Origin of the sequence: Neobacillus niacini, assembly GCF_046591715.1 — a bacterium.
GTDB classification, from domain to species: domain Bacteria; phylum Bacillota; class Bacilli; order Bacillales; family Cytobacillaceae; genus Neobacillus; species Neobacillus niacini_L.
Window position 1 is genome coordinate 332,959 of record NZ_JAWVNQ010000004.1, and the last position, 23,076, is coordinate 356,034.

Below are 23,076 nucleotides of genomic sequence, written 5' to 3' on the forward strand. Positions count from 1 at the left end.
TTACAAATGTAAGGAACTCTCAATTCTCGCTAAGGCAAACAAGTACAATTTCTCCCTTTCTTTACTTGGACATCAAAGGACCTTTCTTATATGTTTCGTGTAGAAAAAGCGAACAATATAAAAGTAACAAATTTGAATTATCAAAAATACACCTAGTACAGCTAGTGATACCTTTGTTAGGTCATAAAAGAAAAGATGGGATAAAGCAGTAAGAGCTACTGCCCCATGAATCAGTGCCACCAGAATCGGTGTGAAGAACAGAATGGCAGTTTGTCTCGTCAGAACCTTTTTCAATTCTTTTTCAGTTAGGCCCATTTTTGCAATCGAATGAAATTTTTGTTTATCTTCATCTAAATCCGCGTAAAGTCGGAAATAAAGAAAACTTCCTGCAGAAACAAAAAAGACAATCCCGATAAATAAACCTACAAACAATACAAGACCATATTCCTTATTTAACTGATATATACTATAATCCCGAGCATGAAATTCAACAGGAGGAAGTACTTCTACTATCTTTTTGGAAGCTGCCATAATGTTTTCTTTCCCATCTGTTACCTGCCAGACATGATAGCTTTCTTCCCTTGATGGAGCCGGCAGTTCCTCGAAATCTTGATCAGATACTACATAATATGAATCAGTTGCTGGCAGAGCTCTAGAATAAATTACTTCCTTTGGATTTAAGGTAGCACCTGAATTTAATTCAATCGTTTGCTTTCGTAATTCTTCAGTTTGTCCAAATTGATTTCCGGTAAATTCAACTACTTTAAGCTGACCCTCCCGGACATCAATCGGATTTTCACCCAGCAAAATTGCAAATGAATTAAAATCCGATTCCCTAGCTATGAGGAAGCTATCCTGTCCAATTTCAAAATAGTGAAGCCACGCTAGCTCGTGATGGGCTTCTATATTCTCTTCTCTAAAACTTTCATTAATAATGTCCACGTTCTGCTCTTTTTGGTCAACAGCAGTATAGGTAAAATCATAAGGATAGTTATTTTTTAACCCTGCCGTCAGAAAGGTTTGAAAGCCAAACAACGTACCAATTGCACTGAATGCTACAGTGGAAACAATTGCTACCATAAAAAAGGTGCGAGCATTATCCTTCATTCGGAACGAAAGATCGGATAATAGGATCATGTTCGTTTTTCTCCAAAAAATGTTTTCATTTTGTTTAAATCTATTAATCAAATAAACACTTAACTGGGTGAACAAAAGATACGTACCGATGATTACGACAATAATCACTGGCAGCATCGCAGCGATTACCATGGTTCCCTTCACCATGAAAGCAGCTGCATATCCAATTCCTAACAAGAGTACTGCGAGAATTGTAAGAAAGATATTCGCCTTTGGTTCTCCTTTTGACTTCTTATTTCCTTTAATTAAATCGATCAGCTTACGACTGCGTAATACATAAGATACAAATATTGAAATGAACAAAAATAATAAAATAAAAGAAACAAAAGTTACGATAACGGCAAGAATCGGAATATAAAAGTTAAATGCAGCATCCATAACAAGCATATTTTCAGCAAGCACTAATATCGCTTTGGAAAAGATTAATCCAAACAATATCCCGCCTGCCGTTGCGAAAAAACCAATCACCATGTTTTCCATGAAAACCATTAAACGAATCTGCCTTAAGGACATACCTTGAATCATCAATAAACCAAACTCCCTCTTCCGGGTATTCAAGAATGAACTCATTGAATATAGAACGAAGAAAAAGGAAAAAACATAGATGATTCCTGCTGCTATATTCATCCCAGTTTGCACACTCGAATTCATCTCACTGCCTGCTAAAGCTGGATGGAAGGCAAAGATTGCAAATGTAAAAAATACCATTACTGTAAACATGCTGCTTAAGAAGTATGCGGCATACAACCTTTTATTTCGGACGACATTATTAAAAGCGAATCTGCGAAAGGTCATCGCCATCCCCTCCTAATAAAGAAAGTGTTTCGATGATTCTTTGAAAAAAAGCTTGGCGATTATCTCCACGATGAATTTCTGAATAGAACTCCCCGTCTCGAATAAATATCACCCGATTACAATAACTAGCCGCTTGGGGATCATGGGTCACCAATAACATCGTTGTTCGCTCATTCTTATTAATTGACTCCAACATTTCCATGACATCCTTTGACGACTGGGAATCCAGATTCCCAGTCGGTTCATCTGCGAGCAGCATCTTGGGCAGATGAATCATTGCCCTCGCCACCGCTGCCCTTTGTGCCTGACCGCCGGAGATTTCATAGGTACGCTTATTCATAATCGAGGTAATCCCTAATTTTTCCGCAATTTCCTGTGCCTTCTCTTTCATTTCTTTGACCTTTTTTCCATCGAGAGTCAACGGAAGAACAATATTTTCCTCCACGGTTAAGGTATGAAGCAGGTTAAAATCCTGGAACACAAACCCAAGTTCACGTCTTCGGAATTTTGCCAAGTCTTCCTTCTTTAGAGTATGCGGATTCTTTCCATTGATCAATATTTCACCAGTTGTTGGTTCATCTATGGTAGCAATCATATTCAATAGAGTCGTTTTCCCACTCCCAGAAGGCCCCATGATCCCTACAAATTCTCCATTTTCAATGAATAAATTAATATGGGTCAATGCCTTATAGTTAATTTTACCTTCATAAATTTTACTAACCTGTTTTACTTCTAACATCACAAGATCCCCTTCCTGCTACTGATCTGTGATAAGTATAACTTGCTTATCGATGTCTTAACGATTGATTCTTCTTACACTATTCTTACAATCTTGTAAGGTTTTGAGTTATACATAGGTTCCATTAAGCCACCGTTCTAAAACAAAACAAACTCAATATGTATCATACTAAACTATGCCATCTTCCATCATTTACCGAAGCTGCTATGAAAATCTTTCATAGATTTGTATATAATAAATTTCTTCCCTGGTCTGAATTTATCTTTACTTAGAATAAGAACTTGTTGTTGTTTTTCTTTTTCTTTATCTTTTTCTTTATCTTTATCTTTTTCTTTTTCTTTTTCTTTTTCTTGTCCACGTATCGTGAACGTATCGTATAACCTTTCATGAACGTACCATCGAAGTGCCCATCTTTGTCGTTTTTGTACAACACTAAAAAGCACACCCCTATCAGGTTGTGCCTAGTCCGCTTTGTGAAAAGCTTTTATGTAGACCATGTAATTAATAAATAGGGAGCTGACTTTACTACCTGCCCAATTTTGCCGCTGGAAACCGAATGGTAACATTTGTTCCTCTCCCTTTTTCACTATCAAAGTGAATGGTTCCTTTATACTTGGCGGCAATATTAAAGCAAATCATCATCCCGAGTCCAGTTCCTTTACTCTTTAAAGAGTAAAAGGGTGTACCCAGAGAATCCATTTCTTCCTTTGACATACCTTGACCACAATCACTTACTTTAATTTCAACCAAGTGCATTTTACGTTCAGCAGTAACAACAACAGAATCTCCCACATTTGAGGCTTCAATGGCATTTTTAATAATGTTAATTAATAACTGTTTAAATTCGATTGTATTCGCAGCGATAAAACAATCCTCATCAACTTTTAGTACAATCTCATTATGATGCAGGAGCCCGTATGTGTTGAGCAGGTCCGTTACGCTCTGAAGAACATTCTTTACATTTACTAGTTCCATTTCAGTATCTTTGTCAGGCTTGGCAATGGATAAAAATTGAGATATTACCTGTTCCGCTGTGTCTAATTCATTAATCATTAACGAGAAATGCCGTTTATTTGTTTCATTATATGAATTATCTTTCTCATACACTTGTAAGAAGCCTTTTACAACAGTTAATGGATTTCTAATTTCATGTGCCACAGCAGCAGCCAGCTGTCCAGTTGTTTTGAGCCGTTCTGAATGTTTAATTTGCTCATAGTATAGCTTCTGTTTCTCCAACCGTGAAGAAGATAAGTAAAAAATAAAATAAATAATGGCTTGGCTTCCTAAAAAATTAATACTATTACCGATTAGGTCTTCACTGATATAAGAATAATGATTTCCTCTATCAACGATGGCAATATAGCTAAAGAGACTGATAATAGACAAAGTATTGAGCAATAAGGAAAGATGAAAAAGTTTTGTGTCAAAATACAAAATCGAAATTGCAGGAATAAAACATAAAAATATAAAGTTTGACCAGGTATCCGGATATAAAAAGAAAATCGTATAAAAGTAACACGAGGCTGTAACGATTATAATAATTCTTAGAGTATGTGACTTATATAAAGGGTAAATTAATAAACTACTAGAAAAAAGGAAAACTAAAACACCATGCGTAATATAGCCTAGCCCCGGATGATGAAGTAATGGATTACCGGCAAGGAGCCCAAGTAGCATCAGCGCAATCACCACTGACACTGTGCCATAGTATAACTTTAGATTAATTTGAGTATTTTCGTCCTTCATACATACCCCTTCTGCTAAAAGCCCACGCCAAAATTGTTTCAAACATTCTATATTCTATCATAAATATTAAATGGAAAATACAGGTTAAATTTTATCAAATAGCTGCAGATATACTGAAGCTTAAACAAAATTCTTTATCTAACAAATGCAGGACCGTCAACCATCATCGGGATAAAGTAAAGAATAGTTAATACAACACCCATTCCAAGAGAAAATAATAAAACTTTCCAAGCTTTTTTTGTGAGTACTGAAATGTTTACAATTAAGTTTCCTAGATGCAAAAGACCTAATAGGGTAAAGCTAAAAATAATTGTTTGATTTAACATACTGTTTGTATAAACTTCCGTTCCTTTGCCCAGCTGTTTAATATGTACTATAGCTAAAAGGATATTAACGATAGACAATGTTAATAGACTTGAATTCCAAATAATAATTTTTTTCCATAAAGACATGATTATGACCTTCCTTTCAAAGCATCAAAAAAGTTTTCCTCTAATTTTTCTTATGTGATGTGTAATTCAAGACAGTCTTATAAACATTATTAAACCACATTCCTTCTCTGCTGTTTAGAGTCAGCGTAGCTATATGATTTAGCCGGCACCATAAGATAAAGAATTAACAAAAAAACCAGCTGTATTTCATAAATGTGTATATGAAATACAGCTGGTTTTCTATTTGTAGAAAATAATTGGTAAAAAAATAATTCCTAAAAAAGTCGATTTAGAAAATGGTTTAAAAATCTGTCTGCCTCTACTCTAGTACAGACTTGTATTTTCGGCTCACCTTCAGCCTGTGCTACGGTTCTCCCCATTTCTTCCCCTTCTAAAAAAACCTTAACATTCCAGGTTTCCTTCTTAATGAAACTTGGATCGACCACCACGCCTACCGCCAGAGGGTCATGCAAGGCACAGCCGCCAATACCCGGGTGGAATGTTTCATAAGCATGCATATAAAAGCTGGTCATATCAGCAAAAAAATCAGATACTTCTCTGCCTGTGGCACGCCAATCAGCTAAAATTGTATTTGGTAATAATGTCTTCATCGTAACATCAAGGCCAACAAGCGTTACAGGCAGGCCTGAAGAAAACACACACTCAGCTGCATGAGGGTCTGTGAATATATTTGCTTCGCTATAAGGAGTGACATTACCTTTGATGAAAACAGCGCCACCCATAATGACTACCTCTTTTACCAGCGAAACTATTTCAGGGTCTTTTTTAACAGCATGCGCTAAATTTGTTAGCGGCCCTACTGCAATAATTGTAATCTCGTTTGGACGCTGTTTCACTTGGTTTATGATATAATCTACTGCAGACTCAGACTCTGCCTCCATGACAGGGGATTTAGCTACTCTGTTACCTAATCCATCTTCTCCATGGATATGTGTCGGGAATTTTTTAGGCGGCCGGCTCAGTGGTTTATCTGCGCCTGGATATACAGGGACACTTTTTCCCAGCTGTTCTAAGACCACTAATGTATTGCGGGTGGTTTTTTCAACAGGACCATTTCCAAAGCATGTTGTAAGACCGAGGATCTCTAGCTCAGGAGAATTTAAAGCATATGCAATCGCTAACGCATCATCTATACCCGTATCCACATCCAAAATAACTGGCTTCATTATCACTCACTCCATATTGTCTGTTTGTCCCCCACTAACTCATTATTCTGATAATGATAGTAATTTAATCATGATATAGTCTATTTGTTCTTCGTCCCCCATATAGAAGGAGTGTGTACCAGCTTGAACAAACCCAAGATTCTTGTAAAAAGCAATACCATTCTCGTTTTTTTCCCAAACACCCAGCCAGATTTTATTCTTTTTCTGTTCTACTGCGATTTCTATCGCCTTATTGATGAGAAATTTACCTAGTCCTAGTTTTTGAAAAGTAGCCCTTATATAAATCCTTTCAATTTCTATTGCATCCTCACCCATATTCTCCAATTGAGCATCCTGGGTATTCACCTTTAAATATCCAGCCACTTCATTATTGAAATAGACAAACAAGAATTGCGAATAAATAGTTGATAATTCATTTTCTAATTTTTTTAAGTTAAAAGCTTTCTCCAAATATGCAATCATATTTTCAGGTGAGTTCTGATCCTTAAATGTTTCATTAAATGTTTCAATACTAATTTCTTGAAGTAAGGATAAATCTTCAATGGTACAATGTTTTATTTTTATACTCATTATAGTTTGCCTCTCCTTTTTCTACTCAATAATTTCTCTTGTCTCCCTTTTTCACATGTTCCCAGTCTTTTTCTATATTTTTTCTTACTCTTTGAAGCATGTTGAAAATGGTTTCTATTTCTCCTTCAGTAAATCCCTCTAATGCAACGTTATTGGAATAATCATTTTCTCTTTTTATTAACGGATATACAGATTCACCTTTCTTTGTTGGAAAGAGCTTTTTAATTTTCTTGTTATGTTGATCTTCTTTCTTCTCTATAAATCCATTAATTTCAAGTTTTTTTATTGCTCGAGCCGCTGTAGTTCGGTCTACTTTAATCATTTCAGCTGCCTTTTCTTGAATGATTCCAGGATTTTCACATATTCGTACAAGATACAAATACTGCCCCTTGGTTAGCTCATATTCCTTAAATTCAATGTTACTTATCGAATCTAATGCTCTAGCGATCATCCCAATTTCTCGCAAAATTTCCTTCATAATTTGCTCCTTATCGAAATTTTAGTTGCAAATACAACATACTTACTATAAATTAAATCTAGCGTAATTTTATGGTAAATACAACAAAATAATGAGATGGTAAAGGATTGAAAAAAATGACTGTAAAAAGAATAACTATGGAAGAAGATTTAAGAAAGGCATTTCACATTCGTAAAGAAGTATTTGTTAAGGAGCAGGGTGTCCCCTTAGAAGATGAATTTGACGAATTTGATAATCTAAATGGTCAATGTGAACATATCCTAGTCTATTTCGAAGAACAACCTGTCGGAACGGGGCGGATTAGATGGGTTGATGAGTTTGGCAAATTGGAGAGAATTTGTATTTTAGAACCATACCGTAAATACGGCCTGGGTAAAATTATTATTTCCGCATTAGAGAAAATTGCACAGGAAAGAGGAGCAGTAAAGGTAAAATTACACGGCCAAACACAAGCACAAGGCTTTTATAAAAAACTCGGGTTTCAGACTTCATCTAACGTATTCATTGAGGATGGAATTCCGCATTTATTGATGACCAAAGAATTATTGAATCGAGAAAAAACTATTTGGTTGTATTAATAATCCAGATATCCATGGGAATACATAAGCTCAGAAAGGCAGGAAGCTCTTTTGTTACTTCAATATACCAATGCACCTTACTTGCATGAATAACCTCCTCACGTTATCATTTAAGTTTGGTAAAACCATTTTCGTTAACAGGTTTTTCTTTTTATATCCTAGGAGGAAACGAAATGAATGTCATTGAAGTTCAAAATTTACGGAAAGAATTTAATTCCTATACAAGCCGTCCCGGTCTGGCGGGAGCTTTTCGTGATTTATTTACGAGAAACTATAAAGTTCATGCCGCTGTTGATAATATTTCTTTAACTGTTAAACAAGGAGAAATGGTTGGCTATATCGGGGAGAACGGTGCAGGTAAATCAACCACCATTAAGATGTTAACGGGCATTTTGACGCCTACTTCCGGCTCCATTATCGTAAATGGAATGAACCCACATAAAGAGCGGGAAGAATTCGTGCGCACCATTGGAGTAGTATTCGGTCAGCGCTCACAGCTTTGGTGGGATATCGCTGTTCAAGAATCCTTCCGGTTATTAAAAAAGGTATACCGTGTTTCGGATGAAGACTATAACCGTCATATGGGACATGTAATTGAAACGTTAGAAATCGGCCCCTTACTTGATAAACCGGTACGAAAGCTGTCGCTTGGACAAAGAATGCGCTGTGAATTAGCCGCGGCACTCGTACACAATCCTCCTCTCCTCTTTTTAGATGAGCCGACAATTGGGCTGGATGTATTGGTGAAATTAAAAATTCGAAAATTTTTACAAGAAATTAACGAGCAATATAAAACAACTATTCTCTTAACAACACATGACTTAACCGATATTGAAGCCCTTTGTGAACGAGTCGTGTTATTAGATGAAGGAAAAATTATTTATGACGGCAAGCTGAATCAGCTGCAAGAACATGCTGTGGAAGGAAAGCAAATTGAATTTGAATTTTTGTCAGAGGTCGCTCGCAGCTCTCTGCCTCGTGTCGAAAATATTCAATGGGAACAAAAGGATGCGACAACCTGGCTCGGCTACATTAATGGGGATGAACAAATGATCTCCCGATTGATCAGTGATGTCGTCCAAAAGAACCCGATTAAAAATGTTCGAATCAATGAAGTTTCGACAGAAGAAATTGTCCGGAAGATATATGAAGAAGGTATGGCCCTCACATGAGTATGTATTTGGAAATGATTCGGGTTCGCTTTTTAATGATGCTCGCTTACCGGACAAACTATTATAGCGGGATATTAATCTATAGCATTAATATTGGAGCGTATTATTTCTTATGGTCGGCAATTTATGGAGGAAAAGAGGAGATCCAAGGCTTGTCCGTCGCTCAAATGACTACCTATGTGGCAGTTGCCTGGATGGCAAGAGCGTTTTATTATAACAATATTGACCGTGAAATTGCTGCTGAAATCAAAGACGGCAAGGTTGCGATTGAAATGATCCGTCCCTACAATTATTTAGGGATGAAGACTATGCAGGCACTTGGTGAAGGCGTCTTTCGCTTATTGTTTTTCTCCGTCCCAGGTATGATTATTGTTGCTTTGATTTTCCCAGTCTCTTTCGATGCTAGTTTATCCACATGGACATACTTCTTTGTTTCACTTGTTTTTAGTTTTATTGTTAATACGTATATCAACTTACTAACCGGTATGATGACTTTCTTTTTGTTTAATAACACAGGGTTAATTCGTGCAAAACGTGTTGTGATTGATTTGTTTTCAGGATTACTCCTTCCTATTTCTTTTTATCCTGATTGGGCTCAAGATTTAATGTCCTATTTACCTTTTCAAGCAATCAGCTATGTACCAAGTATGATCTTTACAGGAGGCTTTGTTGGTCAAGATATCTTTAACGCTTTGCTTTCACAAGTTTTCTGGGTTGTGATTCTACTTATTCCAATTCGCCTTCTATGGTCACAGGCAAAAAAACACTTAATTGTACAAGGAGGCTGACCAATGTTTTATCTATCATTGTTCTTTCAATACGCCTCTCAATATTTAAAAACTAGGCTTACTTATCGTGTTGATAGTGTTATTGAAATTCTATCTGACCTTTTATCTCAGGCAGTCAATTTAATTTTCATCTTAATCGTATTTCGCCACACAGCCTTTTTAGGCGGCTGGAACCGAGATGAAATTATTTTTATTTATGGATTTTTCCTTGTTCCGTATGCAATATTTTCGTCCTTTTTTAATATATGGGACTTTAACGAACGCTATATTGTCAAAGGAGAAATGGACCGTATCCTGACACGCCCGGTACACAGTCTTTTCCAAATTATATTAGAACGAATCGAACTGGAGTCGTTATTCGGTGCGGTTACTGGCATAGTAGTTATGGGTTATGCGATGGCAAACCTAGACTTAACGTTTGCATGGTACGATGTTTTGCTCTTTTTTGTCATGGTAATTGGCGGAGCATTAATTTACGCCGGGATCTTTATTTCGATTGCAACGATTGGATTCTGGTCAGACAGCCGCACCGATATTATGCCCATGATGTATAACATCAGTAATTACGGCCGTTACCCTATTAACATTTACAACAAGGTGATTCAATTTGTGTTAACTTGGATTTTACCTTTCGCATTTGTTGGTGTTTATCCGGCTTCCTATTTTTTAAATCGTGAAGAATGGTATGGCTACGCCTTTTTCACACCCGTTATGGGCATCCTTTTCCTAGGAATTGCCATTCTTTTATGGAATGCGGGAGTAAAGAGATATCGTGGAGCGGGGAATTAATATATTTAAATTATAATAAGAAATCAGCCCTTAGAGGTCCTCGCAGGATTACTAAGGGCTGATTTTTGGGACTTGCGGCTTGAGGCGAGACGAATTCAATCAAGCACTACATAGTCCCCTTCGGTGATTTGATTCTTTTTAAACCATCCAAGATTCACTTCAATTGCATATTGATAAAAAACTTCTGGGTCGTAGGCAGGACAAAACTCCTTCATACAAGGCTCCATATCTAGAATTTTTAGAATCTCCCCATCTGAATCAAGAAAAGCAATCGATAATGGAATGAATGTGTTTTTCATCCAAAAGCCACCATAAACTTTTTCGGAAAACACAAATAACATCCCCTCGTTTTCAGGTAACAATCTAACAAACATTAAGCCCATTTCTCTCTTTCTTGGAGTATCTGCAACTTGAACGAGTAATCTATTTACTCTGTTACCACTAAGTATTTTTATCATTTTTGTTTTGATAGTATTTTTCATTTCACTCACCCGAGTTTTAGGATTCCCTATAATAATCTTAGGATAATAGTTTAATTGATTTATTATATGTTACACTATTGAAAAAGGATTAAAATGGAAAAAATTACAGAAGTGAGGATAAAGCGATGGAAGAAGTGATCCTAACCATTAAGGATTTAAAAAAAAATTATGGTTCTAAGGCCGTCTTAAATGGTGTGTCTCTTCAAGTGAAACGAGGAGAAATCATTGGTTATATTGGACCGAACGGAGCAGGAAAAAGCACTACCGTTAAAATCATGCTTGGCATTGAAGACGACTATTCAGGTGAGATAAAAATCTTCGGGCACGATATTTCAGACGGAAATATTGAGTATAAACGAAAAATTGGTTATGTACCGGAGATTGCTGAAGTATACGACAATTTAACCGGTCATGAATATCTAACTTTCATTGGCGAGTTATATGGTCTTGAATTTAATCTGGCAGACTATAAGGCGAAAAACTTGATGGAACTATTTGGAATCGGAGAGGTCTATCATTCTCGTATTGCCTCCTATTCAAAAGGAATGCGTCAAAAGCTGTTGATTATCTCGAGTTTATTACATAATCCAGAACTTTTGTTTTTCGATGAGCCTATCAATGGTTTGGATGCAAATAGTGTGATGATTTTTAAAGAAATTATGACTCAACTTGCTGCACAAGGAAAAACCATTTTCTACTCCTCACACATCATGGATGTGGTCGAGAAAATCAGCAGCCGTATTATTCTCTTGTATGATGGAAAAATTGCGGCCGATGGTACCTTTGAAGATTTAAAACAGGAAAATATGGAAGGCACACTTGAACAGATTTTCAACCAACTGACAGGATTTAGTGAACACAAAACACTTGGTGCAAGATTTGTATCGATCGTAGAGGAAATGTAGATATGCAGGACTATCGCACTCTGAAACTATTGGATGTGTTCGAGAAGGTTTTCCGCAGGTTTGGAATAGATTACAAAATGATGAGAACCATCTTACAAGTAAAGTTAACGATGGATGGCCGTCGGGTACCAACCATTTTCTCACAAAATGCAAAAAAGAAAGAAAAGGACAGTAATAATCAGTATATTAAATCATTATGGATCTATGTGTTATTCGGTCTGTTTATGATTCCATTTATCCTGATGGGTGACAATTACTTGTTTCAAATGAGTCTCTTTTATGGGATCTTTACCTTTTTTATCATGACATCTATGATTTCTGACTTTTCATCCGTTCTACTTGACATCCGAGACCGTAACATACTTTTTCCAAAACCGGTTGATAAAAGAACCATTAGTACGGCAAAAATGATACACGTCCTCATTTATTTGTCGTTCCTTACAATTGCACTGGCCGGGGTCCCATTGATTGTTGGACTCGTCACACACGGTATTTTGTTTTTTCTTACTGCTGTACTTTCTATTATTCTTATTGACCTGTTTATTGTAGTGTTAACCGCGCTTATCTATTTGTTCATTTTACGCTTCTTTGATGGGGAAAAATTAAAAGATATTATTAACTATGTGCAAATTGCTTTGTCACTTGGAATCATGGTGGGGTATCAGCTGCTGGTCCGCTCCTTTGAGTTCATTGATTTGACCATTCATTTTGAAATGCAATGGTGGCAAATATTCATCTTTCCGATGTGGTTTGGCGCCATGATGGAAGTAATCATGAATGGTAATGCTCAGTTGTTTCACCTCTTATTTACAGGGCTGGGGATTGTGATGCCAATGATTTCTATATGGATATATATAAAGCTTAATCCCGTTTTTGAACAAAACCTTCAAAAACTTTCCTATCATGGAAAGGCAGAAAAGAAGCGGCATGGTAAGTTGGGACGATTACTTCTGCGGGTTATTTGCAGCTCAAATGAGGAAAGAGCGTTCTTCCGTTTTGCAGGTTCGATGATGAAAAACGAACGTGATTTTAAATTAAAAGTCTATCCATCACTGGGATTTTCCGCAGTGATTCCGTTAATTTTTATCATGAATGGCTTTAATACTAATTTTGACCAGCTATCCACCAGCAAGTCGTTTTTAACGATATACTTTAGTTTAATCATCATTCCGACAATTTTGGTGCTATTGAGATTCTCGGGAAAGTATAAAGGTGCATGGATCTACATGGCGGCTCCTATCATAAACTTAAAACCCATGTTTAGCGGTACAATAAAGGCGTTTATTTTCAAATTATACTTGCCTGTTTACTTGCTTCAAAGTGTCATTTTCCTAGTACTTTTTGGGGTGAGAATTCTCCCGGACCTAATCGTTGTATTTTTAAATGCCTGCGCGTATGCTGTTATTTGTTTTATGATCCTAAAAAAAGCCATTCCCTTTTCATCTTCTTTTGATGAATACAATCAAAACAGCAACGTTGCCGTTTTTATCGGATTAATGCTGTTTGTTGGCGTATTTGCTGGTCTACATTTTGTCTCGACTTTGTTTTCTTTTGGAATCTACCTTTATTTTGTGCTAGCTGTTCTTTATCTGGGGACCCTTTGGAAACTAGCATTTAATATTACGTGGGATAAGATTTTAGGATAAGTGATTACGGCCAGTGCTAATTAAATCTAGGTAAAAGTAAAAAATACGGCTGCCTGCTTCCTTGCAGGCAGCCGTTCATAATAAAAATCATCTACTTTGTTTTTCTCCAATACTCAACGGTGCTAACTAAGATAAAAATAGCCATAACGACAGAAATTATGATAAGACCCCATTCAGGAAGTTTCTCCATTGAATCCAGCCAGCCAATTTTTTTCATACTGAACAAACTCACATTAAAGGCAATTCCCATGGTAATAACGGACCAAATGGAGGAAGACCGTACATAAATAAATCCATATACAAGACCTAGAGCAATTCCTAGAAGCTGCATCCAAATTCCGCCTGGTGCTTGTATCACTGCAATAATCAAGGCAATACCTAGTATCGGCCAAAAAACAGGTACATTCTTTCTGGATTCATTAAACATAATGCCAATAAATACGATTAATTCTAGGGCAGTGGTAATCACTGAGGAAACAATAAGAGTTGTAAATGAAACAGAGTTAAAATAGCTTTCGGTAAAATCATTAAGTGAAGTTATATTGTAATAGAGTAATAATTTCATTACTGACGCATTTAGCATAGTAAATGCCAATCCGATGATAACCATGAGTATCAAACTGCCCATACTCATCTTAGAAAACCCAAAGACCCTCCAAAAACTTTCCGACGGCTGTTTCAATACTTTGTATTTGGCCTTATACACTAACGCTGAAAGTCCAATAGTTCCTACTAATACAAGAAACATCTGAACCGCTATGTTCTCTCCCGTTCCAAATTGTCCCCACCCTAAGAGTGGGTTTAGAACACTATTATAGAGAAGGATCACCACAATCATAACAGCCAAATAAAGCAAATAATTTCCTACCATTGAAAAATAATTTTTCAAAAGTATCTCCCCCTTAGTAGAAAAGTCCTTATCTATCTGTTATATGATTATTCCTCTCTAGAAAAACATATTCCTTACACAAGATATTCTCAGGTCATAATGAGTGGCTAAATTGTCAACTATCGTAAAGTTGATGTTTTTTATCTGCTTTCGTAAAACTTTCTACAAGACCATCATTAATTGGTAATCCTATTTCGTTTAAAGCATATAAGACTCCACCCATGACGGGCGACAATTGAATAGGGTGGTAAGTATAATTTTTATTTGAATTACTAATGTGTAGTTCTTTCTTAAACAAATCTTCCATATAGGGCGTTTTAATGACGCCTCCACCGAGCGCCAATGGGACGAAATCGGATGTAAATGTCGATGATACCAATAGGACTCCTGTTACTAAAGATTTAACAGCCTGTTTACAAGCTCTCCTTGCTGTTTCACTTCCATTCAAGGCTTCTTTTGTAACAATGGCCCCCATACTGCTTAATCTTTTAATTGCATCCACTTTATCGGCGGTGAAACCTTTAGCTGCAAGTAATCTAAGTTCTTCTATCGTATCTACTCCCCAATAATCAATAACCTGATCAATAAGTTGCTGGTCCTTATACGATGTACGTTGTGTGATAATTTCATATATAACGGAATACGATAAATATCTTGATCCAGCAACAGAGTCGTGATGGAAATCATAATTTTTTATACTATTGCCATCTTCAGTTTTTGCGAAGACAATTGAACCTGTTCCAGCAACCGCTAACACACCATGCTTTCCTATAAATGCACCATACTGTGCAATCTCTGCATCATTTAATAGAATTTTGGGACATGATATTCCTGGTACGTTTAAAAAATTTCCAACCCATAATTTATCGGCGGGATTATTTAATCCAGCAAATCCACCAACAATGCATCGTACAGAGTTAGGCAGATGATTGGCTTTCTGTAAAACCTCGAAGATTGCATCCTTTACATTTTTCTCGGGATTTTTGTTTTTACCTGGATGAGAGCCCTCTTTTTTAGCAGAGGCTAGCACGGTACCAAATAAATCAGAAGCTACAATTCTTGTATAAGTCCCTCCCCCATCGATCCCTAATACGATACCTTGATTCAAGTTGATTCTCCTTAAACATTATTTTTTAACCTTTTGGAAGTATCGATAATGATACACAAAGAACAAGAAATCTAATAATAATACAACACAATATAAGACTAGTCGCCACCCATGGTCGGATATCCACTTTAACCAAAGTTTTTCTCCCTCAAGATTTGTTTCTTTTGCAAATAAGCTAAAATCATGACCGAATCCAAGCATAATGGATAAAATACTGAGAACACCAAACATGATAATAATGGCAATATAATTACTTTTAATCTTATTATTTTTTTCCTGATCCTTTTGAAATAAAAACGAGAATATCCCTGCAAACCAGGAAAGTGTTTTCATGATCCTGGATTGACTTTCTAATTCTAATATTTCTTCATGCTTTGGTTTTCGGAGGAAGGTTTCCCACTCTAATGCGTATTCACTTATACCCGTTCGAAGAAATAACTCTTTATGTATTTTGTCCTCAATTCTTTTAATATACTGACCAGCACGTGACATTCGTCGAACTTCACCGTTCCAAATCAAAATAATTAAATTGCACATAAACGGTATAAATACCATGTAAATTGTTTCGACAATCTTTTCTTTCCCCCATAAATTTGCACTAAAGGCAATTAATACACCAATTGCAGTTAATCCATAGTTAATAATAGATTGTTGATGTTTTAATGATTCAGCAGACTCTCCCCTTAGCGAGTTGTATTCTTGAATAACAATATCGAACCACTTTAATTGAAATTCCTTAAACTGCTCATCTCTATTCTCCAACAATCTCACCCTTCAAACCTTCTGACTAATTCTAAAAAACATAATTCTTCCGTACTTTCCACATACCAATCTGCCTTACTCATCTTTTTATTTGTTCCAATTCCAATGGAAAACATTTTGGCTGCAAGAATAGCTTGCAAACCCGCCTCACCGTCTTCAATCGCAGCACAATTTTCTGGTGAAATATTCAACCCACTGGCTGCTGCAAGAAATATTTCCGGATCAGGTTTTCCCTTTTTTAATGATGTAGGATCGACAATATATTCAAAGTAATTGATTAACCCAACCTTTTCTAAGACAGTTTTTGCATTTGTACTAGAAGAAGCGATGGCCATTTTTATCTTATTCTTTTTCAACTCCATAATGAAGGTTTTTATTCCTGGTAATATGGACTTTTCGTCAATATTATTAATCAATGTTTGATAATGTTGGTTTTTACCTTCTGCTAGCTCTTCCTTTTGTTCCTGACTAAATTGTTGATTTGATTGGGATACCATGGCTTCTATTATCTCCATTCGCCCAATTCCTCTAAATTTTTCATTATCCATTCTTGTAAATGGAATAGAAAGATAGTCTGCTACCTTCTTATTGGTTGCATAATATAGCTCAAACGTATCAACAATAACCCCATCTAAATCAAAAATGATTCCCCTTAACTGCCTTTTCAAGTTAGAAGTTCCTCCCCAAAATGACTTTGATAATTCCTATCTTTTCCATTATACCAAACATTGAATTGTCTATAGTAGATAACTCCGATAAGCTTTTATAAAAATGTTAAAATCCGTCTACTTGCGCTTTCGTTTTAGAAATGGAGGAAATAAAATTTATTTAATATTTCTTCATCAACTTCTCTTCTATGTTTTTTATTATGGAATCGATCTCTCCATAGCCATGATAACGAACATACATAACAACATTTCCTTTAGAAACAAATACTTCTTTCATAGCCTCTTCCTCATGAATTATTAATATATCAAAATATGAATGCTTTGTTAGAACATAATCTTCCTCACTAGATTCATATCTATATCTCTTAATTAAATCCGTAATCAGATGATCCGCCATTTCAGGTATACTAAGCTGATATACCCTTGTATGAATACTTGGTGAATATTCCCCGCTCCCATCCCCCCACATTTTTCCAGGTATCAGCCCGTTTTCATCTGTTTCATATTGCCCAGGTGCCAACGGGCTCCATTTATATGTATATCGGTTTCCCCAATCAACATTGTCACTCATATAGTCAGGTTCCCCGCGAACAAAGGCAGGATTCTGCTCTATATCTGCTAATCTGACAATGGGTAAGTTAGGAGTTGATTCTGGCAATGTTTTTGTATCAGCTTTTATAAGTTGTACAAATGGAAGTACTGCACTCATTCCCACAACAAGTGTAATAAGCAAACCTATAATCGAATTTCTTCTATGATGCTTTTTCCAAGGTGCATGATGATCAATCGGTTTTCCCTCAATAAGATTCTTCCGTATTAGTCGAATGGAGATGGCTGCTTGTATTGAAGTATAAGCCGTAAAACCGATGAATATCGTTAAAATCGTTTGCTGAATCGCCAGCCCTTCAACCAACACGTACACAGGTGTTCCTTCTACTAACCAAATAGAAGATAACATGGCAATCATTAAAATCATCGCAGCCGCAACGATACTCGCATTCAAAGCTAATTTCTGATTCAGTTCACTTAATGTATACGATTGTTCTGCAGGGTCTGTATGAAGCTCGGGGGCATTACGTTCATCGGGTGATGAAAACACATGAAATGATTGATAGCTAGTTACATAATCCCATCCACTATCGGCATATAGTTGAATTTGTTCTGTAGAAATCTTCTTTTTTAGCGATACATCAATTCTGTACCTCATTTTTTTCGGTTCACCTTTAGCAAACTGGACAAATTGTATCCCCATCTTTTTTAGATGTAATCCCCTTGCTGCCATGTCAGTAAACCAACTTTCATGTTCACCGATTCTCCAATAATCACTAGGACGGATTTTGTAGACTTTTTTACTCAATTACATCACCTTCCTCTAAAATGCTGCCGTCTTGAATCATGGCTTTTAACCGCGTATACTCTGTTCTCAGAGCTTGTTCTCCTGATGGTGTAATTCGGTAGGTCTTCCTTCTGCCATCATCTTCAGCTAGTGAAATAAGGCTGTCTTTTTGCATCCGTGAGAGTACACCATAAAGTGTACCGGGTCCCATGGTTATTCTGCCATTCGAAACTTCTGTAACAGCTTGCATAAGCTGATACCCATGGTTAGGATTCATCAATGCCAATAATACATAATACATTGCTTCTGTCATTGGTCCCCCACTATATGCCATTGCTTACATCCCTTCAATTATTTAATAAGATATTCTGTTATGCGATATTATGTATCACGATATATCGTATAACAGAATATTACTTCATAGACTTTCATTTGTAAATCAATGCAACTAAATATAATTGAAGAATCCATTAAAATTTTACTGTCACTTTGTCAATATAAATAAGGAGCAACATTCAATTGAAATGTGCTCCTGGAATCTTATATTTTTAGTTACCCGTGACAGCAAAACGTTTAATTCGATTTCCGATTTCATCACGGACACGTTGGAAGAATGCCCACTTTTCTTCGTCTGTTCCTTGAGCTTTGGCTGGATCATCGAAGCCCCAGTGAACTCGTTTAACATGCGGAGGTGTTACTGGGCAGTGGTCTTCGGCATGCCCGCATAATGTTACAACTAAATCAGCATTATTTAAAATTTCAGGATCAATAACATCAGATGTTTGCTTAGAAATATCTATTCCCGCTTCTATCATTGCTTTTACTGCATTCGGGTTTAATCCATGTGCAGAAAGACCAGCACTCTTTACTTCCCACTCATCACCTAAATACTTTTTTGCCCATCCTTCTGCCATTTGACTGCGGCAAGAGTTACCAGTACATAGAAAATAGATAATTTTGTTTGACATGATGATCTCCTTTTATGATTAAAGTTATATATAAATGATTAACAACCATATATAGAGGCCCACTAAAGTAATGAACAAAGTAGGTATTGTTAAAACAATACCCGTTTTAAAATACGTACCCCAAGAAATCTTAACTCCCTTTTGTGATAAAACATGTAACCATAATAAAGTTGCTAGAGAACCGATAGGGGTTATTTTAGGACCTAAATCAGAGCCAATCACATTTGCGTATATCAGTGCTTCTCTAATTACACCAGTTGTATTGGTATCTGCAATTGCTAAAGCGTCAATCATTACAGTTGGCATATTATTCATAATGGAAGAAAGTATCGCTGCAATAAAACCCATTCCAATGGTAGCGGCAAATAACCCCTGGTCAGCAGTCACCTGGATTAGGTCGGCTAATACATTGGTTAATCCAACATTTCTCAAGCCATAGACAACTACATACATTCCGAGTGAGAAAAATACAATCGCCCAAGGTGCTCCTTTAATGACCCTTTTTGTTTCAACTGCATGGCTTCTTCTGCCCATTAATAAGAAGAATATAGCCACAATACCTGCAATGATAGATACAGGAATATTTAGGAATTCACTAATAAAATATCCCGCCAATAAAATTACAAGAATTCCCCAGGATAATCGAAACATTTTTTGGTCTCTAATAGCTTCAACAGGTTCCTTTAAATGGCCCAAATCATATTTCTTAGGTATGTTTCTTCTGAAGTAGATGTATAAGACTAAAATACTTGCCATTAGCGAGAATAAATTTGGGACAAACATTCTTGAGGCAAACTCTGCAAATCCGATACCGAAAAAGTCAGCAGATACGATATTTACAAGGTTACTCACCACTAGCGGCAATGAAGTTGTATCAGCAATAAAACCGCTGGCAATAATGAACGGAAAAATCATCTTTTCTTCAAACTTTAAATTCCGGACCATGGCTAAAACGATTGGTGTAAGGATAAGTGCGGCACCATCATTGGCGAAAAATACTGCGACAAGTGCTCCCAAAATGCTCACATAAACAAACATTTTTAATCCGTTGCCTTTAGCTGCTCTTGCCATGTGGAGCGCTGCCCATTCAAAGAACCCAATTTCATCCAATATTAAGGAAATAATAATGATAGCAATAAATGAAAAGGTAGCATTCCATACAATTTTGGTTACTTCAAGAACGTCCTGGAAGTCAACCACTCCAACGATTAGTGCGAGAATCGCACCCCCACAAGCGGACCATCCGATGGATAAATTTCTTGGTTGCCATATAACCAGAATAAGTGTAAATAAGAAAATCAATGATGCGAGTATTGCAGATACCAATGTTGAAACCTCCAATTATTCACAAGAAATTCGTAAACCCTGCTCTTCCAATTCCTTTAATCTATAATCTTGGTTTGGAAGATGTCGTAATAAATCTTCAACCAATGGAAAAAATTCACCTTCTTTATTCAAAGAGTAGATGATCCATTGCCCTCTTCTTGTTTCCTTCACCATCCCAACATCTTTTAATTTACGAACATGCTGACTAATGGCTGGCTGACTCGTTTTAAAGATTTCTACAAATTCACAGACGCATGCATCATGATTATCCAGAATTTTCATCATCGTTAAACGTGTTTTATCCCCTAATAGCTTTAATACATTGGCAGAACGCTCTAATTCTAATGCTATTTTCCTCGTTTCTGACATGATTACCCTCCTCACTATATAATTAAATAATTATATCCTAATATTAAGAATAAACAGAGGTGTCCTTTTTATACAAGTCACCACTTTCAAACTAACTATCCTCAATTAGCAATAATATATAACTATCCGCTTATATAATATTTCACTTATAAATAAATTTCAAGAAGCAGAAATAAAGTAATTGTAAAATAGATACGTAACAGTTGTTACCAACAAAATAAAGGGAGTCTATAATAATTTCTCCATTGCCATTACATCCACAAATTCACCATCAAGAATCCCATGGTTTTTAAATACACCAACTTCACGAAAACCCATCTTTTTGTATAATCCCTGGCCAAGCTGATTAAATGGGAAAGTGAATAGCACCATTTTATGAAATTTATTTTCTCTGGCTATGGATTCAAGTTCAACCAAAAGCTGCTTACCAATTCCCTTTCCTCTGAAATCCCTTGAAATATAAACGGAAAGATCGGCAACTCCATCATAGGCCCTTCGATCATTGTATTGATTTAGTGACGCCCACCCAACAATTTTCTCATTATATTCTGCTACAATTACTTTAAACCGGCCTTTGTGTTTTTCATACCATTCCTTCATGTAAGAATAATCTTTTATTTTTACCTCTAACGTAGCTATTCTATCCTCAATCCCTTGATTGTATATATCTTGTATTCCGTTAATATCGGAGTCTTTAGATCCCCTGATAACTAAATTTAACAACATTCTTGTCCCTCCTATTTAATTGGGCTTATATCGAATAAACAAATTTAGTCCATTATTAGGTAACTCTATTATGAGGAATCTGTTTCCCTGCTTCGACTTTTCTCGTCTTTATTACCCATCATATTTTTTAAGTCATTTCCTGACGGATTCTGGAATAAATGAAGACCAAATTCCGGCGCTACTGCAAATAGATGATCAAAGATGTCAGATTGTATGGTTTCGTAAATATCCCAGCGAATATCGTTGGTAAATGCATATATTTCTAATGGCAATCCCATTTCAGTTGGCGCTAATTGTCTTACCAGCAATGTCATTTCCTGACTAATTCCTGGGTGATGCTGAAGATATTGGTTAATGTAGGCTCTAAAAACCCCGATATTGGTAAGGGCACGGCCATTGACTGGATTATTACGATTAATTTGATTCTTGGCATTGTATTCAGCAATTTCTTGTTCCTTAGATGTTATGTAATTTGAAAGAAATTGAATTGACTTGAATTTCTCTATCATTTCTTCGGTGCAGAAAGTAATACTGTTGGTGTCAATGAATAATGATCTCTTTATCCGGCGGCCTCCAGAAACCTGCATTCCTCTCCAATTTTTGAACGAGTCTGAAATAAGAGCATAGCTTGGGATTGTCGTTATGGTTTTATCAAAGTTCTGAACCTTTACTGTATTTAAAGAAATATCAATGATATCCCCATCGGCTTCATATTTTGGCATTTCAATCCAATCACCCACTCGCACCATATCATTGGCCGCCAATTGAATACCAGCTACAAGCCCTAAGAGAGAATCTTTAAATATGATAAGAAGAACAGCTGATAATGCACCAATACCACTTAGAAGAATAAACGGACTCTCCCCCATCAAATTTGCAATTACAACAATTCCTCCAAGGATAAAAACAATAATTTGGACGACTTGAATATAACCCTTAATTGGCTTAGTCTTTGAGATTTCAAAGGTTAAATATATATCATTACATGCTTTTAAAAAGCCATTAATGACCATTAATCCAACAACAATGATATAGGTAATGGCTCCTTTTTCAATTAAGTGCTGATAGTCAGGAAAAGTAGATGCAAAATAATAAATAATAAGGGCTGGAACAATATGGGATAACCTGTGAAAAACCTTCCTTTCTAATAGAATGTTATCCCATTCATATTTGTTATTAGTAATAATATGAGTAATAATTCTCAGCACAATTTTCTTTGTAAGAATGTTCGCTGCAATACAGAGAATCCCTATGAAAATGATTATAATAATAGCAGCAAGATAATCAGTAAGGACTGGATCTATACCATATTCAAGCAGACGATTGCGTATTAGCTTCATAAATTTCCTCCCTTATCACCTATTTCATACGTATATTCAAACTCATTCCCTTAATCTACAGTTATTTTCCCTAATTAGCATTTCATAATACCCCATTGTAATATTATGCTGGTCAAATGTTGTTTTTCCATTTCTTTATTC

26 protein-coding genes are annotated in these 23,076 nt (G+C 36.1%); 6 read left to right on the forward strand and 20 right to left on the reverse strand.

What is annotated here, in order from left to right:
* Positions 1–72: 72 nt before the first annotated feature.
* From SFC47_RS13850 to SFC47_RS13885, 8 genes are all read right to left on the reverse strand, one after another.
* Entirely contained in the window at positions 73–1,932 is a 1,860-nt protein-coding gene (locus SFC47_RS13850; RefSeq protein ID WP_411254875.1) for an ABC transporter permease, read from the reverse strand.
* Positions 1,907–2,671: an ABC transporter ATP-binding protein gene (locus SFC47_RS13855; protein ID WP_411254876.1), complete on the reverse strand. Its 765-nt coding sequence runs from the start codon at positions 2,669–2,671 to the stop codon at positions 1,907–1,909. Before SFC47_RS13855 ends, SFC47_RS13850 begins: the two co-directional genes overlap by 26 nt.
* A 188-nt stretch (positions 2,672–2,859) precedes the next feature.
* Positions 2,860–3,114, reverse strand: a complete 255-nt coding sequence (locus SFC47_RS13860; RefSeq protein WP_411254877.1) for a hypothetical protein — start codon at positions 3,112–3,114, stop codon at positions 2,860–2,862.
* 82 nt (positions 3,115–3,196) lie between these two features.
* Positions 3,197–4,417 (reverse strand): ATP-binding protein, encoded by a 1,221-nt coding sequence (locus SFC47_RS13865; RefSeq protein ID WP_411254878.1) that lies wholly within the window; start codon positions 4,415–4,417, stop codon positions 3,197–3,199.
* A 134-nt stretch (positions 4,418–4,551) separates the two neighbouring features.
* Positions 4,552–4,869 (reverse strand): hypothetical protein, encoded by a 318-nt coding sequence (locus SFC47_RS13870; RefSeq protein WP_411254879.1) that lies wholly within the window; start codon positions 4,867–4,869, stop codon positions 4,552–4,554.
* A 254-nt stretch (positions 4,870–5,123) separates the two neighbouring features.
* On the reverse strand, positions 5,124–6,035 hold the full coding sequence (locus tag SFC47_RS13875; protein WP_411254880.1) for a nucleoside hydrolase: 912 nt from the start codon (positions 6,033–6,035) through the stop codon (positions 5,124–5,126).
* A gap of 42 nt (positions 6,036–6,077) precedes the next feature.
* On the reverse strand, positions 6,078–6,605 hold the full coding sequence (gene paiA / locus SFC47_RS13880) for a spermidine/spermine N(1)-acetyltransferase (protein WP_411254881.1): 528 nt from the start codon (positions 6,603–6,605) through the stop codon (positions 6,078–6,080).
* Between the two features lie 25 nt (positions 6,606–6,630).
* Positions 6,631–7,083 carry a MarR family winged helix-turn-helix transcriptional regulator gene (locus SFC47_RS13885; protein ID WP_411254882.1) on the reverse strand — a complete coding sequence of 151 codons (453 nt, stop codon included), beginning with the start codon at positions 7,081–7,083 and terminating at the stop codon, positions 6,631–6,633.
* Positions 7,084–7,199: 116 nt separating this feature from the next.
* Here SFC47_RS13885 and SFC47_RS13890 point away from each other — a divergent pair, with 116 nt between their 5' ends.
* From SFC47_RS13890 to SFC47_RS13905, 4 genes are all read left to right on the forward strand, one after another.
* Positions 7,200–7,661 (forward strand): GNAT family N-acetyltransferase, encoded by a 462-nt coding sequence (locus SFC47_RS13890; RefSeq protein ID WP_411254883.1) that lies wholly within the window; start codon positions 7,200–7,202, stop codon positions 7,659–7,661.
* A gap of 173 nt (positions 7,662–7,834) precedes the next feature.
* Complete coding sequence (locus SFC47_RS13895) at positions 7,835–8,833, forward strand: ABC transporter ATP-binding protein (RefSeq protein WP_411254884.1); 999 nt, start codon at positions 7,835–7,837, stop codon at positions 8,831–8,833.
* Positions 8,830–9,621, forward strand: a complete 792-nt coding sequence (locus SFC47_RS13900) for an ABC transporter permease (RefSeq protein WP_411254885.1) — start codon at positions 8,830–8,832, stop codon at positions 9,619–9,621. The genes SFC47_RS13895 and SFC47_RS13900 overlap by 4 nt, the downstream gene beginning before the upstream one ends.
* Before the next feature lie 3 nt (positions 9,622–9,624).
* On the forward strand, positions 9,625–10,410 hold the full coding sequence (locus SFC47_RS13905) for an ABC transporter permease (RefSeq protein WP_411254886.1): 786 nt from the start codon (positions 9,625–9,627) through the stop codon (positions 10,408–10,410).
* Between the two features lie 95 nt (positions 10,411–10,505).
* Here SFC47_RS13905 and SFC47_RS13910 read toward each other — a convergent pair whose 3' ends face one another.
* Entirely contained in the window at positions 10,506–10,892 is a 387-nt protein-coding gene (locus tag SFC47_RS13910; RefSeq protein ID WP_411254887.1) for a DUF192 domain-containing protein, read from the reverse strand.
* A 125-nt stretch (positions 10,893–11,017) separates the two neighbouring features.
* On the opposite strand from SFC47_RS13910, the gene SFC47_RS13915 reads away from it, so the two are divergent.
* Complete coding sequence (locus tag SFC47_RS13915) at positions 11,018–11,797, forward strand: ABC transporter ATP-binding protein (RefSeq protein ID WP_411254888.1); 780 nt, start codon at positions 11,018–11,020, stop codon at positions 11,795–11,797.
* Between the two features lie 2 nt (positions 11,798–11,799).
* Positions 11,800–13,443, forward strand: a complete 1,644-nt coding sequence (locus tag SFC47_RS13920) for a hypothetical protein (RefSeq protein ID WP_411254889.1) — start codon at positions 11,800–11,802, stop codon at positions 13,441–13,443.
* 91 nt (positions 13,444–13,534) lie between these two features.
* Here the strand turns inward: SFC47_RS13920 and SFC47_RS13925 are convergent, their stop codons facing one another.
* From SFC47_RS13925 to SFC47_RS13975, 11 genes are all read right to left on the reverse strand, one after another.
* The gene (locus SFC47_RS13925; RefSeq protein WP_411254890.1) at positions 13,535–14,332 is read right to left on the reverse strand and encodes a CPBP family glutamic-type intramembrane protease; all 798 of its coding nucleotides are present in this window, start codon (positions 14,330–14,332) and stop codon (positions 13,535–13,537) included.
* A 115-nt stretch (positions 14,333–14,447) separates the two neighbouring features.
* Positions 14,448–15,440, reverse strand: coding sequence for a BadF/BadG/BcrA/BcrD ATPase family protein (locus tag SFC47_RS13930; RefSeq protein WP_411254891.1), 993 nt, complete (start codon positions 15,438–15,440; stop codon positions 14,448–14,450).
* 18 nt (positions 15,441–15,458) lie between these two features.
* Positions 15,459–16,202 carry a hypothetical protein gene (locus SFC47_RS13935; protein WP_411254892.1) on the reverse strand — a complete coding sequence of 248 codons (744 nt, stop codon included), beginning with the start codon at positions 16,200–16,202 and terminating at the stop codon, positions 15,459–15,461.
* A 5-nt stretch (positions 16,203–16,207) separates the two neighbouring features.
* Complete coding sequence (pgmB, locus tag SFC47_RS13940) at positions 16,208–16,870, reverse strand: beta-phosphoglucomutase (RefSeq protein WP_411254893.1); 663 nt, start codon at positions 16,868–16,870, stop codon at positions 16,208–16,210.
* Positions 16,871–17,030: 160 nt separating this feature from the next.
* Positions 17,031–18,227, reverse strand: a complete 1,197-nt coding sequence (locus tag SFC47_RS13945; RefSeq protein ID WP_411254894.1) for a DUF2812 domain-containing protein — start codon at positions 18,225–18,227, stop codon at positions 17,031–17,033.
* The gene (locus SFC47_RS13950) at positions 18,220–18,540 is read right to left on the reverse strand and encodes a PadR family transcriptional regulator (protein ID WP_411254895.1); all 321 of its coding nucleotides are present in this window, start codon (positions 18,538–18,540) and stop codon (positions 18,220–18,222) included. Before SFC47_RS13950 ends, SFC47_RS13945 begins: the two co-directional genes overlap by 8 nt.
* Positions 18,541–18,754: 214 nt before the next feature.
* Positions 18,755–19,174, reverse strand: a complete 420-nt coding sequence (gene arsC, locus SFC47_RS13955) for an arsenate reductase (thioredoxin) (protein WP_411254896.1) — start codon at positions 19,172–19,174, stop codon at positions 18,755–18,757.
* A gap of 24 nt (positions 19,175–19,198) precedes the next feature.
* Positions 19,199–20,500 (reverse strand): arsenic transporter, encoded by a 1,302-nt coding sequence (locus SFC47_RS13960; protein WP_411254897.1) that lies wholly within the window; start codon positions 20,498–20,500, stop codon positions 19,199–19,201.
* A 15-nt stretch (positions 20,501–20,515) separates the two neighbouring features.
* On the reverse strand, positions 20,516–20,869 hold the full coding sequence (locus tag SFC47_RS13965) for an ArsR/SmtB family transcription factor (protein ID WP_411254898.1): 354 nt from the start codon (positions 20,867–20,869) through the stop codon (positions 20,516–20,518).
* Between the two features lie 228 nt (positions 20,870–21,097).
* On the reverse strand, positions 21,098–21,595 hold the full coding sequence (locus tag SFC47_RS13970; protein ID WP_411254899.1) for an arsinothricin resistance N-acetyltransferase ArsN1 family A: 498 nt from the start codon (positions 21,593–21,595) through the stop codon (positions 21,098–21,100).
* A 68-nt stretch (positions 21,596–21,663) separates the two neighbouring features.
* Positions 21,664–22,935 carry a mechanosensitive ion channel family protein gene (locus SFC47_RS13975; RefSeq protein ID WP_411254900.1) on the reverse strand — a complete coding sequence of 424 codons (1,272 nt, stop codon included), beginning with the start codon at positions 22,933–22,935 and terminating at the stop codon, positions 21,664–21,666.
* Positions 22,936–23,076 lie beyond the last annotated feature (141 nt).